Source organism: Bacillus sp. JJ1764 (assembly GCF_036962145.1).
In the GTDB taxonomy this organism is placed as follows: Bacteria; Bacillota; Bacilli; order Bacillales; family Cytobacillaceae; genus Neobacillus.
This window is the reverse complement of sequence record NZ_JBALNY010000042.1, coordinates 448-16,459: the sequence shown is the minus strand read 5'-3', so window position 1 is coordinate 16,459 and position 16,012 is coordinate 448. Positions and strand designations below refer to the sequence as shown.

The 16,012-nt window shown below is 34.3% G+C and carries 20 protein-coding genes and 1 pseudogene; 4 read left to right on the top strand and 17 right to left on the bottom strand.

Annotated elements, in window-relative coordinates:
- Window positions 1-335: 335 nt before the first annotated feature.
- The gene (locus tag V7083_RS06845; RefSeq protein ID WP_335476632.1) at window positions 336-1,205 is read right to left on the bottom strand and encodes a metallophosphoesterase; all 870 of its coding nucleotides are present in this window, start codon (window positions 1,203-1,205) and stop codon (window positions 336-338) included.
- A gap of 275 nt (window positions 1,206-1,480) precedes the next feature.
- A complete protein-coding gene (locus V7083_RS06840) occupies window positions 1,481-1,918 on the bottom strand; it encodes a DUF4829 domain-containing protein (RefSeq protein WP_335476631.1) in 438 nt (145 codons plus the stop codon).
- Window positions 1,919-2,167: 249 nt separating this feature from the next.
- On the opposite strand from V7083_RS06840, the gene V7083_RS06835 reads away from it, so the two are divergent.
- Both V7083_RS06835 and V7083_RS06830 read left to right on the top strand, forming a co-directional pair.
- Window positions 2,168-2,698, top strand: coding sequence for a GNAT family N-acetyltransferase (locus V7083_RS06835; RefSeq protein WP_335476630.1), 531 nt, complete (start codon window positions 2,168-2,170; stop codon window positions 2,696-2,698).
- A gap of 200 nt (window positions 2,699-2,898) precedes the next feature.
- Window positions 2,899-3,309, top strand: coding sequence for a DUF3888 domain-containing protein (locus tag V7083_RS06830; protein WP_335476629.1), 411 nt, complete (start codon window positions 2,899-2,901; stop codon window positions 3,307-3,309).
- A 661-nt stretch (window positions 3,310-3,970) separates the two neighbouring features.
- On the opposite strand, the gene V7083_RS06825 is transcribed toward V7083_RS06830, so the two are convergent.
- From V7083_RS06825 to V7083_RS06815, 3 genes are all read right to left on the bottom strand, one after another.
- Complete coding sequence (locus V7083_RS06825) at window positions 3,971-4,252, bottom strand: hypothetical protein (protein WP_335476628.1); 282 nt, start codon at window positions 4,250-4,252, stop codon at window positions 3,971-3,973.
- Between the two features lie 736 nt (window positions 4,253-4,988).
- The gene (locus V7083_RS06820) at window positions 4,989-5,627 is read right to left on the bottom strand and encodes a DUF1349 domain-containing protein (RefSeq protein WP_335476627.1); all 639 of its coding nucleotides are present in this window, start codon (window positions 5,625-5,627) and stop codon (window positions 4,989-4,991) included.
- Window positions 5,628-5,750: 123 nt separating this feature from the next.
- Complete coding sequence (locus tag V7083_RS06815) at window positions 5,751-6,770, bottom strand: DNA/RNA non-specific endonuclease (protein ID WP_438823703.1); 1,020 nt, start codon at window positions 6,768-6,770, stop codon at window positions 5,751-5,753.
- Window positions 6,771-6,943: 173 nt separating this feature from the next.
- Here V7083_RS06815 and V7083_RS06810 point away from each other — a divergent pair, with 173 nt between their 5' ends.
- On the top strand, window positions 6,944-7,360 hold the full coding sequence (locus V7083_RS06810; protein WP_335476625.1) for a DUF3888 domain-containing protein: 417 nt from the start codon (window positions 6,944-6,946) through the stop codon (window positions 7,358-7,360).
- A 115-nt stretch (window positions 7,361-7,475) separates the two neighbouring features.
- Here the strand turns inward: V7083_RS06810 and V7083_RS06805 are convergent, their stop codons facing one another.
- Window positions 7,476-7,913 carry a GNAT family N-acetyltransferase gene (locus V7083_RS06805; protein WP_335476624.1) on the bottom strand — a complete coding sequence of 146 codons (438 nt, stop codon included), beginning with the start codon at window positions 7,911-7,913 and terminating at the stop codon, window positions 7,476-7,478.
- A 280-nt stretch (window positions 7,914-8,193) separates the two neighbouring features.
- Between V7083_RS06805 and V7083_RS06800 the strand changes: the two genes are divergently transcribed.
- Window positions 8,194-8,469, top strand: coding sequence for a DUF2651 family protein (locus tag V7083_RS06800; RefSeq protein ID WP_335476623.1), 276 nt, complete (start codon window positions 8,194-8,196; stop codon window positions 8,467-8,469).
- A gap of 623 nt (window positions 8,470-9,092) precedes the next feature.
- Here the strand turns inward: V7083_RS06800 and V7083_RS06795 are convergent.
- The 11 genes and pseudogenes from V7083_RS06795 to ssb all read right to left on the bottom strand — a co-directional run bounded on the left by V7083_RS06795 (window position 9,093) and on the right by ssb (window position 15,783).
- Window positions 9,093-9,692 carry a pyridoxamine 5'-phosphate oxidase family protein gene (locus V7083_RS06795; RefSeq protein ID WP_335476622.1) on the bottom strand — a complete coding sequence of 200 codons (600 nt, stop codon included), beginning with the start codon at window positions 9,690-9,692 and terminating at the stop codon, window positions 9,093-9,095.
- A gap of 257 nt (window positions 9,693-9,949) precedes the next feature.
- Window positions 9,950-10,381 carry an ester cyclase gene (locus tag V7083_RS06790; RefSeq protein ID WP_335476621.1) on the bottom strand — a complete coding sequence of 144 codons (432 nt, stop codon included), beginning with the start codon at window positions 10,379-10,381 and terminating at the stop codon, window positions 9,950-9,952.
- Window positions 10,382-10,706: 325 nt separating this feature from the next.
- Entirely contained in the window at window positions 10,707-11,489 is a 783-nt protein-coding gene (locus V7083_RS06785) for a sulfite exporter TauE/SafE family protein (protein WP_335476620.1), read from the bottom strand.
- Between the two features lie 46 nt (window positions 11,490-11,535).
- Complete coding sequence (locus V7083_RS06780; protein WP_335476619.1) at window positions 11,536-11,763, bottom strand: sulfurtransferase TusA family protein; 228 nt, start codon at window positions 11,761-11,763, stop codon at window positions 11,536-11,538.
- 19 nt (window positions 11,764-11,782) lie between these two features.
- Window positions 11,783-12,896 (bottom strand): annotated as a pseudogene (locus V7083_RS06775) (MBL fold metallo-hydrolase); the annotation flags it as partial.
- Window positions 12,897-12,959: 63 nt separating this feature from the next.
- On the bottom strand, window positions 12,960-13,535 hold the full coding sequence (locus V7083_RS06770) for a sulfurtransferase TusA family protein (RefSeq protein ID WP_335476618.1): 576 nt from the start codon (window positions 13,533-13,535) through the stop codon (window positions 12,960-12,962).
- 50 nt (window positions 13,536-13,585) lie between these two features.
- Complete coding sequence (locus V7083_RS06765) at window positions 13,586-13,882, bottom strand: rhodanese-like domain-containing protein (RefSeq protein ID WP_335476617.1); 297 nt, start codon at window positions 13,880-13,882, stop codon at window positions 13,586-13,588.
- Between the two features lie 26 nt (window positions 13,883-13,908).
- Window positions 13,909-14,271: a rhodanese-like domain-containing protein gene (locus V7083_RS06760; protein ID WP_335476616.1), complete on the bottom strand. Its 363-nt coding sequence runs from the start codon at window positions 14,269-14,271 to the stop codon at window positions 13,909-13,911.
- Window positions 14,272-14,286: 15 nt separating this feature from the next.
- The gene (locus V7083_RS06755; protein WP_335476644.1) at window positions 14,287-14,589 is read right to left on the bottom strand and encodes a DsrE/DsrF/DrsH-like family protein; all 303 of its coding nucleotides are present in this window, start codon (window positions 14,587-14,589) and stop codon (window positions 14,287-14,289) included.
- 644 nt (window positions 14,590-15,233) lie between these two features.
- Window positions 15,234-15,422: a hypothetical protein gene (locus V7083_RS06750; RefSeq protein ID WP_335476615.1), complete on the bottom strand. Its 189-nt coding sequence runs from the start codon at window positions 15,420-15,422 to the stop codon at window positions 15,234-15,236.
- Window positions 15,412-15,783: a single-stranded DNA-binding protein gene (gene ssb, locus V7083_RS06745; RefSeq protein WP_335476614.1), complete on the bottom strand. Its 372-nt coding sequence runs from the start codon at window positions 15,781-15,783 to the stop codon at window positions 15,412-15,414. The genes V7083_RS06750 and ssb overlap by 11 nt, the downstream gene beginning before the upstream one ends.
- Between the last annotated feature and the right edge of the window lie 229 nt (window positions 15,784-16,012).

The following is a 16,012-nucleotide window of genomic DNA, read 5'->3' as shown; positions in this document are numbered from 1 at the left end:
TGCCCACACATGAATCCCTTGAATAATTTAAGATAGACAAATAAACGTATCCTTAACAATTAGGAACCGCCCTCGTCTTTCTATCCAATTAACGAATCTTTTCAAGGTATTCCACATGTGTTATATAGATTCCCCTTTTTTTACATCTTTATTTTAGATATTACCAAAATTTGTTAGATNNAAATAAATTTAGTTATTTATTAAAGTATTCTGTCTATTTACAATACAACAAAAGAATACATCATACCGTTCTTGAACCATTTGTTAATCCTTTTTGATCAACGCTAACCGTAAGTTTATGTATATTTTTCTCAAGCTTATGCTCTGATCTCCTTTTATTTATCCCCATGAGATAGTTTTAAAACAATAATCTCAGGATGATTGAACAGCCTCTGAGGAAATATGCTATTTCCTAGCCCTCTGTTAACAACCATTGTTGAATTTCTTTTTTTGTACTTACCTGAAGAATAATTAGGAAAATAGCCTTGATTAGGAGCGATTAAACCTCCAATTAAGGGTAACCTAATTTGACCACCGTGGGCGTGACCAGAAAAAATTAAATCAAAATTATATTGTGAATATATCGGAAACAATTCAGGTCGATGAGATAACAGTATCTTAAAGACTCCTTGATTTTCAACTCTATTTAATGCTTCTTTTAATTCAGTTCTAACCAGTTTACTCTGATCACCGTTAATTATAGCTGGGTCATCTATGCCAAATATATAAATATTATCATCACCAATACGAACCTTTTCCCAGCTATTTCGTAACACCTTAACGCCAAGTGAGGTTAAGTTCTTTTCAAGGGAATTAAAATTTCTTGACCACCACTCGTGATTTCCAGTCACAAAATAAACTGGTGCAATTTTAATTATCTCCTTCATTAACAATAGACTTGTTCCTTCGTCATAATTCTTTTGGTCAACTAAATCCCCTGTAAATACGATTAAATCTGGTTTTAACAATTTCATTTTTTTGCATATAACCTTTTGATTTTTTCCAAATGCCTTACTATGCAAATCTGACAAATGAAGTATCCTAAATCCATTAAATTTCGATGGTATTCTTTTTGAACTATAATCCATTGTAGTAATGTCAATTGAGTTGTTTTCGTTATACAGATATTTCGATTCTGCCTGTACTTTAACTATTTTCAACGAAAAAAATGAAATAATTATTACTAAAAAACATAACCGTCTCATAATTCACCTCTGAATTATTCTTTCTTTTTGGTTATGCCCTTATTACTCTAACCTCCATTACTTCAAGAAGGAACTAAGCATTGGTAGTCAAGAAATACATTCCTAACAGGATAATCATTATTACCAATATACCTAAAAAAACACGTTTCATTTTTATTTCCCCTTTTCTTGTTACAATGGCACTTATAGCTAAAAATTCTCAATTTTATCATATAATCATTCCTCAACTAACCTGCACCGTTTGTTTAACTCATTCTATTGGAAAACTTGCTGTTCTAATAGCCCCAATCTTTAACTTGCCAATTTTCTGTTTTGCTATTCCTCACCAATATCCAGTTCCAATGGGTATAAGTTGAATTTGGATTGAAACCTTCTTTCACACCCGAAGAATCTACATCAAAATTGGATAACAGAACAATAACATTTTCCGCCTTTATGCCCTTTTCAGAACCACTACCGCTATTCAAATAGTCTTCGATTATTTTATTTGAATCTTTTTCGGAATACCACAGTTTTGTCATCTCGCACCCATCAAACCCTCTGAATTTTCTCTTCACAGTGTTTATTGCATTATTTATTTCTTCTTCGGAAAACTTATCAGATACTTCGATACTCACTGCAACATTATTAGTTTTACCACCTTGTGTAATGGACACAATGAAATATACTGCTAGAATTAAGCAAAGAGAAAACATTACCCTTGCTTTAGCCATATTAAAACCCCTTTGTTTTTCCATATATTATACCATCTAACTTGGAAAAAAGAGGAAATTCCTCCAACTAAAAGGAACTTAAGTACATTTATTTACAATATCCTCGAACTGTGTCATTTTTTTAAAACATACTTGTTTCATCCTTTTTGAACTTGTAAAATTAAACTAATCTGTTAATACGAAGGGATTGAACTATGCGCAGATGTCAATATCTTAACCCCAATTTAACAACCTAACGGAGGGAAAATATTGATTAAAGAACTAAATACAGAAAGATTATTTTTAAGAAAAATGAAAACATCAGACGCTGCAAGCTTGTATAAAATTTGGTCTGATCCAGAAGTTACAAAATATATGAATATCAATAGTTTCACAGATAAAAGTCAAGCAAAAGATATGATTGATTTACTTGATAAGTTATCTCAGGAAAACAAAGCTGTTCGGTATTCAATAATTGAAAAAAAAACAAATAAAATTATCGGTTCTTGCGGCTACAATTCTTTAGATTTTATAAATTCCAAGGTAGAAATCGGTTACGATATTAGTAAATCTTATTGGGGCAATGGGTATGCTCCAGAAGCCATTCTTTCACTTGTTGATTATGCATTTAACTCATTAAACATAAATAGGATAGAAGCAAAAGTTGAACCTGAAAATATTAACTCAATTAAAGTTTTACAAAAGTTAAACTTTACATTAGAAGGAACAATGAGAAAGTGCGAAAAATCAAAAGGAACGTTTATTGATCTAAGTATTTATTCAAAATTAATTACAGATTAACTTATTTTGATTAGCCTACGCTTCAATAGTATGTAGGCTATTTTTTCTCTTATATTAAATAGTATAAAAAATTTATTTAGTTGCTCAGTTTGAGTCAAATACTCATTATTCGTTTCTTCTTCAACTAAACTGCTTCGCTTAACTTAATAAGAATTTCATTAACTGTTAACTATAAGAGAAACATCAAACAGAGGATTTATATGGGAAAAATCCTTTTCAAATTTATAACCTACTTAACCATTTTCTCTTATTCACCTGTAAAAGCTGAAACCGTAACTAAAAATGATGTACAGTTGCGTGATGACGTGATTTTCATTTTGCTTTATCCCTCAATTCAACAGGAATTGAAGAAACAATATGGCGAAATTAAACAAAATATGTGTGGTGAAATTACCCAAATTAAGCAGTTGCCAATAGGCAGTTACATATTTAATGTCACCGTGCAGGTAACAACATTTGAAGGTGCTAACGGTCCTATTTACCTTTTTGGTTATGGTCTTATTATTACGGTAGTCCGGGTAGAACGTCGCACCCGTGGACCTCAATTCCGTCAGCTAAACTGTTCACCCGCTACTTGTTATAAACATGTTTCAAGCTGGTTGGGACTATGATCCCGTTTAACTGAATAAGGATCTAGAATTATCGATATGAAAATGGAACCAACTAAGCCCTACAAATGTAGGAGATGAACAGAGACCATCGAACTCCACCTGACCTTTATCGTATATATTTGGACCCGTTACACTAATTTCTCGTCCAAGTTGGTTAACTATTTGAAGTACATAGAACACTGCCTTTTCTGGTTCTTCAATTAGTAATTTGGTTTTACAAACAAGTTCGTACTTCGATTTATCCTTCCAATATGGCACCAATTTTACAGTGTTATATCTCCAATTACTTGAGATAATCTGTTTATTACTTTTTGTGCCTTTTCTTTTGAGGTGACATCGATGAATATCCGCCAATATATTGTTTCAAACATTTAATTACTCCCTTTAAGCACTTTTATTAGTTTGTTTTTTGGGGAATACCATCTTGAAGTATCGCTACCCGTTAGCCACCCATGAATCGCAAAAAATCAGCGATTCACCACAGAGAATGAAAATGGTTAGGATGTGTCAATACTGATACTGACCTTAATCCAGTCAACCAATCCATAGCAATGATTTGCAGCTCTCTCAATTTTTTTTAACACATGAGACGGGTTCTCTTTGGTATTGTCTTTTTTCGAGGTTAGAGAAGTTTATTTTCATGGTAGTTTAATAAGAACTTTTATTTCATTATTTGGTTTAGAACATCGCCTTCACCATTCTCGTCCACATAAGATTCCAAAACTATTTTGTTTTGACCGTTCAAGAAGTAATAGTATGTATTGGAATCTCCCTTAATCGTAACTGAAACCATCCAATTTTTATCACCTGATAAATTTGCTATAAAGGGATGTGTCGTAATGGTTTCCTCTGGAAGTTTTTTATTAACCGTTAAATATTCTAAAACTCCCTTTTCGGTAGAAATAAACTTATATTGAACATAGCCAATAACAATAACTGTCACGCATACTAACCCCAATAGAATTGTTAGGAATTTTCTCAATTTATCACCCGTAAATGAATATATATAGTGTAATTTTACACCTTATATACCTTTTTGTCACCGGAATTTTCCAATAAAATTGCAAAAAGGCAGCTCAGTTTATGGTTTTTGAGCTGATCTATATATAATTTGTCTCTATTACATTCAACCTAAACTGCCCTTTAGTTTAAAGGTGATGATGACAAAACTCCTTGTTCAACACTAGCCCACCCTAAGTTGAAGTAAATAAGAAGCTCTTCGATAACATAGAGGATAAAATTATTTTTGTTGTTTAATATTCTTATCCAATTTTTCATCTATACTTTTTAGTATTTTTTTTAACAGATATAAGGTAACTATACAAGCAATAAAATATTGATAGAACAATAATACCTTATATTAAATAGCCCATTAACATTAGAAAAATTTAAAGTCTTCCATCTCTTCTCCTCAAACCCTTTTTGTTAAATATATTCCATCTTAAGAGAAGTAAATCCTTATTTAAATAATCTTCCCCGTTAGCACAATAAGAAAACGGGATCGCCGCAGCCATCCCATCTTTAACTCTTGCACCCTTTAACTTAATAACATATCTAACTTATAATTCTATTCTTCAAAAGTTAACTATAATTTACTAGGAACTGTCTTAGCTATTTTATTAACCACTTTCCGCACAAAACAGACTCAGATTTATTTTATTAGAAATAAGTCCGTTCATTTATAAGTATGCATTTGTGGGGTCATTAGCAAGCTCTTCTATTGTAAGAAAATCAAAACGAACTTCTTGCTCTTTCCCTTGAGGACTACAAGCATAGACTCCTGCGTGAAAAGTATAATTTTCTGGAATGTCTAAGTGGGCAATTCTAATTTGATTCCATCTTTCTCCATCCAAAGAAAAATCAATATAACAATTTTGTTGAATCTTAGATATTCGATAGTATAATTTTACTTCTTTACAATCTACATATTGTGTTGACCAATCAGAATACCCTCTATTTGTAACGACTGCACCCAGCTTACTTAATCCATCTGGTATGTACTCCAAAGAGGTCTTCACCCACACATCCTCCGAGAATCGAATCATTAATCCTGCTTGGTCATACTTTGACTTTGGTAATGCCTGAACCTTTGTTGTCATTCTAAAATTCTTGTTTGTTTTTATATAGAGAAAATGTCCATTATCAACCTGAAAACCATAATGTGTTTTTTGCCAATAATCCGTTTCTTCATCTGTTTCTAAAACAAGTTGTGAGGAAGTTTTGTCCAAGAACCATTTTTTAGGTTCACAACGCCACTCAAGCATTTCACTTAAACCTTCACTTTCAAATTCCTCGTAGAGGATCCATTTGCTTTTCACACGATTCCCTCCAGTAATATTTAATAAAATATCCACTTAAACATTATAACAATTACTTTTTTTCTTTCACGAACCTGCTCTTTTAACTTCAATAAGAAGGAAAGAATCTCCGCATAACCCTATTTACTCACCAACTACTCCATCACCATCTCGATCGTCCATATATTTATAGAGCCATGAATCGCGCGTAATTGGCATTTTAAAGCCTGCAGCTTTGGCTTCAGCGATTGTAACTTGTCCATTATGATTGGTATCCACCTTGCTAACATCTTCTTTACTACTTTCCGTTTGGTTTGCAGGTACATTGTCTGTTTTCGGTGGCGTACTGCTCGTACCTTTCGTTATCCCTAATTTTTTGTTCACTTCATCTGGGTTTACATTGTCAAATTCATCTGTAACGGATCTGCCCTGAATTTTATAAGTGAATTTATAATGGTTGGGAATTTGCGTCTGAGTATTTGGATATTGAATCACTGCTACGAAATCAGTACAGCCTCCTGCATCTCGAATCACTTTTTCCATATAAGCTTGATCGCCATGCCTATTGAGCGTGCTGTCCTGGGGTGTAATGTTATAGGCGTTTGAAACTCCCCCAAGCGAGTCAGCAATCACATGCCCTTTATCCAAAGTTGGACTCTCTGTACCAGGAACATTTGCTTCATTAGAGTAATATCTGCCTGACGACAAAACATGATCAGTATTCGGATTTTGAAGTGTTATTTTTTTTGCCTCAACACGAATGAGCTGTCCGTATTCATTTGTAAAAGCCCAATATTCCCTGTCGCCATACCCGACATCAACTCTTACATTCGGCTGTCTATATCCTGACATATCCCCGCCGTTTACTACAATTAGGGTATATTTGCTAAAATCAAATCCTTCCGTTGTTCCTGTTGCATTTAAAGTGCTAGATGCAGGGACACCTTTGTTAGATTCACTATCACTCTTTTGTTTTTCTGTGTTAATGGCAGGTGTACTCTTATTGGCTTCAGCAGTCTTAGAAGCAGTGCTCGTTGGGGATTGACCTTTTTTCGACGAAGTATGTTCAGTGGTTTTTCCGCAACCCACAAATACAGAAATAAAAATCACAGTAAGTAAAATCAAAAAAATTCTTTTGTTCACACTTCTGCACACCTTTCTCATGTTTCTACCTTAGACAAATCATATTAAACAATAACACATTTTGATCTTTTGTTGGAATAATATATCTATCTTAGGTATTGAATCCTAATTCAACTAACTGCTCCGTTAGTTCAATAAACACATACCATATACAGAAAAGGCAATAATACAATTAAAGAGGTGTATTGAAAAGAATGAAAAAGACGCTAATCGCTTTTATACTATCCCTTATTCTCATCGTATCCTTTCAAACAACAACTGTTTTATCAAATAAACCAACTCAAGACTCTGAAGAACTTAGATTACAAGACATGCTTATGAACATGCTTGCTCCTTATATTAGCGAAGATTTGTATAACTATTATTATCCGAAGATTTTGAAGGACTTTTCACCCTCTGTGGACCCATGGAAAATTGAAGTGATTGAAACAAGAAGGGTAAATGGCTTTCGTGGTTTTAAATTAGAATTTACATTTGATATTGAGCCTACCGATGGTGGACACCACGTTCCAGTAGGAAAGGACCGAATGACTTATAGAATTTCTTATGGACCAGAGGTGAAATTGATAAATCATATCCACTTAGCCACATATAAATATCCTCCAGAATAATTACATAATTATCACTGCATTTTTGAACTATCCGTATGTTCACGAAGGAATTCAACAAAAAAGGCGATAATCCATTCTGGATTAACGCCCCTTTTAGTTAAGTAATACAGTTGTTTTAAATGTGCATACTCAAAGTAACTGTTCTTACGAAAAATCCTAATTTTTCATATAGTTTAATTGCTTGATTTCCTGCAAATGCACTTAAACGGACTTCGGAATATCCTTCTTTCTTTAGATGTCCAATCCCTGTTTCCATCAACTGTCTTGAAATCCCATTTCCTCTAAATTCATCTAAAACAAATAATTCATAAATAAAACCGTACTTCTTATCTGTAAATTGGTCCTTACTTGTCCCTATTAAAATCCAACCCATTAGAATATCATTTTCTGTTGCTATTAAATAATAACTTCCCTTCTGCAAAAGGGGTTCAATAAGTTGTTTGACTTTTTCATCCGAAGGTTTTACATCACCTAATGTACCTTCATATACAGCTTGTGGAGAGAGAGACAAAATCTTTTTAAATTCCAAATCCGTTGGTATCCTTATTTCCATACTTGCTTCAAATCCTTCCCAGATTCAATATAATATTCCCCGATTAAAAGCCTGATTTATACAAACAAATGGAATTGCTTCTTCAACTAAACTCCGTTAGCTCAAAAGGAAAGCTGTCATCTCAGTAGCTAAAATTTCTCTCAAAAATATTAATTAAAAACATGAAAAACCACCAAATACCTTATTTGTTTAGGTGTTTTTATTTAATATATCCGTTAATTAAAGTGTAATTTTACACTATGCATTATATAATGATGGTAAGCGAGGAGAGTGTAGAAGTATGGAATTTATTGACCCATTTATAATGCAATTATTTATTATTCCTTTAATAGTTATTGGGTTAGGTGTCTTAGTATCAGCTCTTTTCAAGAAAGTAGTGATTGGACCATTCGTAACCTTAATTCTGAATCTTTTATATGAAACTTGGTATATGAAACACTATTATCCTGAGCACGAGATCAGTTACACATCTTGGAATATTATTTTCCCTGCAATCTCATTAGTGATTTCTTGGGTAGTAGTGTCCGTTATAAAGCAGAAAAGTAAACAAAATTAGACTTCCAAACAAAGGGTTCTTTTTAATGCACTCCTTAGCATTTTAACAGTAGTGTTATTGAACTTTTGACACACTGAAATAAGGATTTGTTCTACTCATTTTTTAAAATGCCAAGTTTTTCTCTAATTAAGCCAACGTAACCAGAAAAGGTAGTCGTCAAAATTTTTAGTTGCTTCCACCTGAAAGCTATACATCCAATCTTTCAGACGATGCTGGAGGTTATTAACGTGTTGAATATGCAAATCTTGAAGATAATGGTAAAATAAGGCAGAGGTGATTTTATGAAAAGAATAGCGAAATATAAATTTAATTTTATTGTTTCATTTATTTTTCTTGTTATAGGTTTTATCCTTATACAAATACTCCCTAACACTCTACCTACTCTCATTCTTTTTGGCTATTTCTTTCTTTATTACCTAGGAACTGGTATTTCGCTGTTCATTAAACAGAGAAAGAGTTAAACTCACCTTTGAATTAAACATTAAGACGGATATCCGTCCTTTTTTTATTTTGAATGGATATATCTTGAGCTAAACCTGCCCCGTTTGTTCAGGAAGAAAAAAGCGACCCTTCATTATTGAAGCATCGCATCCGTTCGTTTAAAGTGAACTTCTTCACAATCTTTACTGTTTCATACTTTGTTTAGTCTTAAAGTAATCCCCGTTCTTTTGTTCTTCATTATCAGTTCCCCAATATATTTTTTTGTCCATTTGTTGTAGTTTTGGGATATGTTTTGAACAGTGAATATATGCTTCATCAACTTTTACCATAACCCAACGTTCAGGTTTGTTTCCTTCTTTTTCTTTAATATCATTTATTATCTCTTCAGGAATATTATATGAGCGTAATTGGCTATTTTCTATAATAGCTGCCTTCCCATTAACATGTAATCCTATGTTATTCTCAAAAAAGTCTATAAACATTAGTCCTACATGGGGATTTTCAATGATGTTACCTAAACTTGCCATGACACCATTCCCTTTATATTCGGGATATATTATGGTTGAATCATCAATAACACGTACAAATCCATTTGAGCCGGCCCTAAAGGTTGAGTCACAATTTCCATTGGCATCAGCCGTTGCCACGAACATCATACCTTGTTTTGAGATAAACTCTATCATCTTATTGTTTAGGTAGTTAAGCATTTGATTTTCATAAAAAGAGGAAGCTCTTTTGGTTGTTCCAAATTGTTCTTGAAGTAAATGTTCACCTCTTGACATCGTTTACATTCCTTTCAATAATTTGATTATTATTTTAACATAGTTTAGTAGATCCTTAGATATTGTTATAAAATTTCAAGTTGCGTGCTTATTGAAGAAAACTCTCCGTTAGTTCAATTAGAAAACAGGATTGCTCCGGCTATCCCTTCCTAAACATTAGTTTTCCTTTATTCAAAGTGCATCTAAGTTACATTTAGTTCTCAAGAGTTGTTTCATTACAATTCATTTATATGTGTTATAGTAAGAACTACACTGAATTAAAAACCTTTAATATTTTTGTTGAACTCCAATTGTTTTTGAATTCCTAACCTATCTATCTGAATCCAATACTCTGCTATTCTTTCATTTTCTATTCTATATACAGCACTTGCCATTTGTATTACTGGAAGTCCTGTAGGTTTGTATCCATCGATTTCTCCTATGTGTGTACCTATTTGTTTCCAGCGTACATATACCTTATTTCCGACTGCTAATAATTCTTGAATATCAATAGAAAAATTACCGTATACTCCTTGCATTTCTTTTACGTGTTCAACATAATCTTTTGGTGACCTTAACACTGTTTCTTCTTCTTCAGATATAATTTGATGTGCTATTACTTGTTCTGCCATTAATTGTTTTGAGTAATCAGGTTTTACACCTGATCGTACTTCTTCAAAAAATTTTCTAACTATTTGTTCTGGTGTCATAAAAAATCCCCCTATATTATTCTTATGCTATCCTCATTATAGGTGATTTTTATAAACAAAACTCTTCATTCGTTCAATAATGTATATGTATTTCTATTTTTATCCAAAACTGCAGTTAAATTGACAGCTCAATTGACAACATTTTAAGAGTATAATAATCATAGTCTTTTAAATTTAGTAAGAGTTTTCGCCTGTTAACTCTCGAAAAAATGTTGAATATATATAAAGGAATTGAACACTGCCAATGTAAGTGTCAATTCCTATTATGCACAATGGCCTTAAAACCAAACCTTTTACTAAAGAACACACAACTTCTTAGAGAGTGCTAAAATGACAATATTCCTAACCATGTTTTCACTGCAGTTGCCAATATTAAAATGCCCATAATGACTTGTAACACTTTGGTATTCACTCTTTTCCCAGCGTTTGCTCCTATTGGTGAAGCTAGTAAACTGGCAACCACCATGATCAGTGAAGGTAATATGGGCACCTGTCCTGTTGAGATTTTTCCTGAAACAGCCCCAATCGATGAAATAAGTGTAATGGCTAAGGAAGAGGCAATCGTCATCCTGGTTGGAATCTTTAACACTCCAAGCATGATTGGCACTAACAAGAAGGCTCCCCCTGCTCCTACGATTCCAGCTCCAATCCCAACGATAAAAGCTAGCAACGCACCAAGCCATTTGTTAAATTTGACTTGTCCCAGTGGAAGATGATCAATTCCCTTTTTTGGAACAAATATCATCATAACAGCAATCAGGGCTAAAATACCATATACAATGTTGATTCCATTTTCAGCCATGTGGGTAGAACCGAATCCCCCGATAAAGCTTCCAATTAAGATACTTATTCCCATGTAAGCAATAAGTGTTTTATTTAAAAACCCGCCTTTACGGTAAGCTAAAACACCCCCCATTGTTGCAAAGAACACTTGGATTGCCGTAATAGCTGAAACTTCATGTGCTGAAAAATGACCTACACCAAGCATAACCGGAATATATAACAACATCGGATAATTAATAATGGCTCCACCTATTCCTAACATTCCTGAAATAAATGAACCTATAAATCCAATTAGGAAGAGAGTAATGATTAAGGTAATATCCATATTGTCCTCCTCTATAAAAAGGGACCCTGGTAGGTCCCCTTTATCTTCAGCCCTTTTTAATCCAAAATTTTAATACTCCATGATCTTCTTCGTGTTTTAATAACTCATGTCCACCAGACCTCGCCCATGCGGTCAGGTCATTTTTTGCCCCTTTATCAGTTGTGTGGACTTCTAATACTTGCCCGATTTCCATTTCTCCAATAGCTTTTTTTGTTCTTACTATTGGCATTGGACATGCTAATCCTTTTGCGTCTAATACTTTTGTTGATTCCATTATGATTCCTCCCTAGTTCTTATCCTCGTACTGCACAGCGGTTTGGTCCGATTTCCATTTCTCGTTGTTGATCTAAGTCAGGGTTTATTTTCCCCATATTGGTTTCACGAATTTCTTGATAGGCATTTGGCTGTGGTGGTAAGTTTTCAGTTACCACTGTTCTAAATTCGTTTTCATCCTCGATATTAAGCCCGTGATTTTTGGCAAACAAGGTACCTAATTTTTCTGAAACACTTCCATCATCATTTAACTCTTCAATGATCATAAAATGTGCCGGCAGGACCATGAATTCTTCTGACAATTCTCTGTAACGTTTGTAAAGAGTTTCTCTTAAATCCCCTACCCAATCTTCCGCCTTACCTGCCAGGTCAGGTCGGCCAATTGAATCGATGAATAAAATATCACCAGAAAGTAAGAATTTTTTATCCACAACAAAAGAAGTGGAGCCAATTGTGTGACCAGGAGAATATAAAGCCTGAATATGAATAATCGTGCTTCCGATCACTACGTCATTACCATCTTCTAATGGTTGATAATCAAAGGTAACTTCTGTGGCATCTTTTGGTGGAAGCCAATAGGTTGCACCTGTTTTCTCGGCAATTATACGACCTCCGGAAATATGGTCTGCATGAAGATGTGTATCAAATACATGGGTAATTCTTGCTCCAATGCTTTCCGCAAAGTTTAGGTAGCTATCTGTCATGCGTGTTGCATCGATAAGTGCTGCCTCTCCATTGGAAACCACCATGTAAGATAAACAGCCTTTACCAATTCGAACAAATTGATAAATTTCGCCACCATCAATTAGGTCTCCCACTTTAACGGGTTCTAAATGTTCACTCCAAGTTTTCATTCCGCCCTCAAGGTATGACACATTTAACCCTTCATCCGAAAGCATTTCTGCTACCATTATTGATGATCCTTCTTTGGCACAAACTACTAATACTTCTTTATCAGTTGGAATTTTATCAAGGATTTCTTCTACACCATCAAGTAATTCGAAATAGGGTATATTTACATACTCAAAGTTTTCTCCTTCAATTTTCCAATCTTTAAAGGCATCTTCATTACGAACATCAAGAATAAATAACTCATCTTTATTAAAAACCTTTTGCGTTACTTCTTTTGAAGTCATAACATGTATTGTCATGTTCACATTACCCCCTGAGGTATTATTTGGTTTAAAAAAATATACTTTAACCCTTGATACCTGTTGTATCACCAGTCCATTGACTCATTCCTGGAACCACATTGATTACATTGGTAAATCCATTTTCAGTTAATTTTAGTGCAGCAAAATCGCTGCGGTTACCTGTTCGGCAAATAACGTAAATTTCATCTTGTTTGGTTAATTCATTTACTCTATCGTCCAATTCACCTAATGGAATAGAAATGGCGTTTGGAATATGATTAAATGCATATTCTGCAGCTTCTCTAACATCGATAACAATGACCTTCTCGGTTGCTTTAAGTTTGTTTTCTAAATCTTCATTATTGATTACGTTTGGATAATTTTTTTCATTGGCTTCATCATTTAAGGATTTGCGAAGGTAATGCTTCAATACTCCAGCTTCCTCGATCGTTCCTAAATATTGATGACCTGTACTTTCAGCCCATGCTTTCATGTCCGCTTTGGACCCTTTATCTGTTGCCTGGACTTCTAATACTTGCCCTTCTTCCAAGTTATTCATAGCTTTTTTTGTTTTTACGATCGGCATTGGACATGCTAATCCTTTTGCATCTAAAGTTACGTTTGATGTAACGTAATTCATGGTAGACCTCCTATTTTATACCTAATAGGGTATAATTGATGTTAAAAAAATTATTCCACTTTACCTTCCCAAGCAAGCATTCCACCAGCCATATTGATGACGTTAAATCCATAGCTTTCAAGGAATTGAGTTGCACGACCACTTCTTCCTCCAGAACGGCAAACCATGATATATTCTTTTGATTTATCCAGTTCATGCATACGAAATTCAACTAATCCTAATGGAATGTTTATGGCACTTGGAATTTTGCCCTCAGCTACCTCTTTCACTTCACGGACATCAATGATATTTATTTGCTTTCCTTCATTTAATAATGTTTCAACCTCTTTTGGTGTCATTTGTTTCATGTTAAAAAATCCTCCTACTATATTGTTTAAGACCAAGCACTCATACCGCCTTTGACATTTGTTACTTTTGCAAATCCTAATTTTTTCAAGATCTTACTAGCCTGCCCACTCCTCATACCACTTTGACAAATCACGATTACTTCTTTTTCCTTCGAAAGTTCTTTTTCTGCTTTTTGGGAAAGTTGTTGAAGTGGGATATTTTTAAATCCTCTAATATGATTTCCTTTAAACTCACCAGGTGTACGGACATCAATATATTGCTTGTTTTTGTCATTTAATTCAGCTTTTAACTCAATTGTTGAAATGTTGTGTACGCCTTTTATCGGTAAGAATCGTTTGATTATAAAGAACAGAAATAGTGCAATAACAAGATAATTGACATATTGCATTTGTAAGTCCCCTTTTTATATGAATAGATTAACATTTCCTTCTTCTGCATCTGCTAAATACGCAGCCACTCCTGCATATTCAATATGATCTAGTAGTTCTTCTTCTTTAAGCCCTAACAAATCCATTGTCATGGTACATGCTACTAACTTTACATCCTGCTCTTGAGCCATTTCGATTAATTGCGGTAAGGTAAGAGCGTTATGTTTTTTCATAATATCTTTACGGCTGAGGATTTTGTCCTCTAGCACCACAATTTCAGCTTTTTTGGCTTCGATGAGCTTATTCACTTCATCGATCTTGCTTTGCGTCTTTGCCATTTCTTGCTTATTTGAATCAATATATGAAACTAAATTATCTAACTCTTGCTGAATTTGCTGGATCTCGTTATTAACGGATTGCTTTTCTTGTTCTTTTTGGTTTACGATACTTTGTTGCTGCTGAAGTTGTTGTTGGGCATTTTGTAACGCTTCACTGTTTGTCTCCGCATATGTAACCATGTTCGAGCCTGTTACAGTAAACAAAGTTGTAAGTACCACGAGAATAATACGCTTTTTTAAATTATGCATACTCTCCCTCCTTGTTCTATTTATAACAAAGCAATGTAATAGTTATGTTACAAAAAGATTAAAAGACTATCACAAATTGTCTTAAGGGACAGGAAATCACCTATTATTTGGCAAAAATTTGTCTAGAATGCCCTAAAAAACACGAAGAAGCCCCCGATACAGATCAGGAGCTTCAGCAAAAAAAGGGGGTTTTGTAACAGTATCTCCTATTTCAATAATTTTTATACAAAAAAATTCCCGGTCTTTTTCCCGGGAATTCTCAAATATGAGGGTACATTATGGAGAGACGTTTGATTTTCTTTTTTTGGTGATAGGCTCTTACGAGGATAATAAACTACGTTACACAGATGGCAACGCATCCCTTTTGAAAAAGATGAAGGTGGATTCAGAGGGACTTAGGAGTAGATCCGTATGGGGTTGGTGTCGCGGCTGGAGCTTTGCTGCTCTTTTATTAGCCATTCGAGCTGACTGACGCGTCTTTGCAGACTGTCGACATTCTTGTTGGCGTTTCCCACTATTTTAATTAAGCTTTCGAGCAATTGCTCTAATTTTTGGGCTGCTTCTTCGCTTGGATTAGGACCCAATGCTGACTCCTTCTTTCTTTTCCTCGGTAGCTTTCGTTTGCGGCTTGGAACTTAAGAAACGGACTGTTTCTGCCACCACCTCGGTCATGTAAATTCTTTTTCCATCTTTAGCATCGTAATGACGGGATTGCATTCTGCCTGTAATGCCGATGATCGCTCCTTTACGACAATATTGGCACGTATTTTCAGCTGCTCTCCGCCACAGAGTGCATTGGACAAAGTCTGTTTCAAATTCACCGTTGTGATTGCGGAAATTACGATTTACTGCCAGGGTAATGTTTGCCATCGCGATTCCTTCAGACGTCACTTTCTTCTCCGGATCTTTTGTCAGCCTGCCAACAAGAGTAACTTGATTAATCATTGATTCATCTCCTTTATACCTGATGTCTGTATCATAGCTCCTGGGACGCTCCAAAGTAAAATCACGAAAAAGATCTATTCTTGCATTTTTTGGAGAGATAAATCATTTATCTACGCGTTTTTTGTAAAAAATGCGTCAATTTGGAGCAAAAAACACATTTTTCGCATTTTCGATAATTTTTTTCGACACTTGCTTTAGGCAGGACTATGGTATAATGAGGAAAATTGTA

Bases quoted from the DNA above. Each gene is read 5' to 3' on its own strand.
- V7083_RS06845 (WP_335476632.1), bottom strand. From the start codon at position 1,205: ATGAGACGGTTATGTTTTTTAGTAATAATTATTTCATTTTTTTCGTTG.
- V7083_RS06840 (WP_335476631.1), bottom strand. From the start codon at position 1,918: ATGGCTAAAGCAAGGGTAATGTTTTCTCTTTGCTTAATTCTAGCAGTA.
- V7083_RS06830 (WP_335476629.1), top strand. From the start codon at position 2,899: ATGGGAAAAATCCTTTTCAAATTTATAACCTACTTAACCATTTTCTCT.
- V7083_RS06815 (WP_438823703.1), bottom strand. From the start codon at position 6,770: ATGAGAAAGGTGTGCAGAAGTGTGAACAAAAGAATTTTTTTGATTTTA.
- V7083_RS06810 (WP_335476625.1), top strand. From the start codon at position 6,944: ATGAAAAAGACGCTAATCGCTTTTATACTATCCCTTATTCTCATCGTA.
- V7083_RS06805 (WP_335476624.1), bottom strand. From the start codon at position 7,913: ATGGAAATAAGGATACCAACGGATTTGGAATTTAAAAAGATTTTGTCT.
- V7083_RS06800 (WP_335476623.1), top strand. From the start codon at position 8,194: ATGGAATTTATTGACCCATTTATAATGCAATTATTTATTATTCCTTTA.
- V7083_RS06795 (WP_335476622.1), bottom strand. From the start codon at position 9,692: ATGTCAAGAGGTGAACATTTACTTCAAGAACAATTTGGAACAACCAAA.
- V7083_RS06790 (WP_335476621.1), bottom strand. From the start codon at position 10,381: ATGACACCAGAACAAATAGTTAGAAAATTTTTTGAAGAAGTACGATCA.
- V7083_RS06785 (WP_335476620.1), bottom strand. From the start codon at position 11,489: ATGGATATTACCTTAATCATTACTCTCTTCCTAATTGGATTTATAGGT.
- V7083_RS06780 (WP_335476619.1), bottom strand. From the start codon at position 11,763: ATGGAATCAACAAAAGTATTAGACGCAAAAGGATTAGCATGTCCAATG.
- V7083_RS06770 (WP_335476618.1), bottom strand. From the start codon at position 13,535: ATGAATTACGTTACATCAAACGTAACTTTAGATGCAAAAGGATTAGCA.
- V7083_RS06765 (WP_335476617.1), bottom strand. From the start codon at position 13,882: ATGAAACAAATGACACCAAAAGAGGTTGAAACATTATTAAATGAAGGA.
- V7083_RS06760 (WP_335476616.1), bottom strand. From the start codon at position 14,271: ATGCAATATGTCAATTATCTTGTTATTGCACTATTTCTGTTCTTTATA.
- V7083_RS06755 (WP_335476644.1), bottom strand. From the start codon at position 14,589: ATGGCAAAGACGCAAAGCAAGATCGATGAAGTGAATAAGCTCATCGAA.
- ssb (WP_335476614.1), bottom strand. From the start codon at position 15,783: ATGATTAATCAAGTTACTCTTGTTGGCAGGCTGACAAAAGATCCGGAG.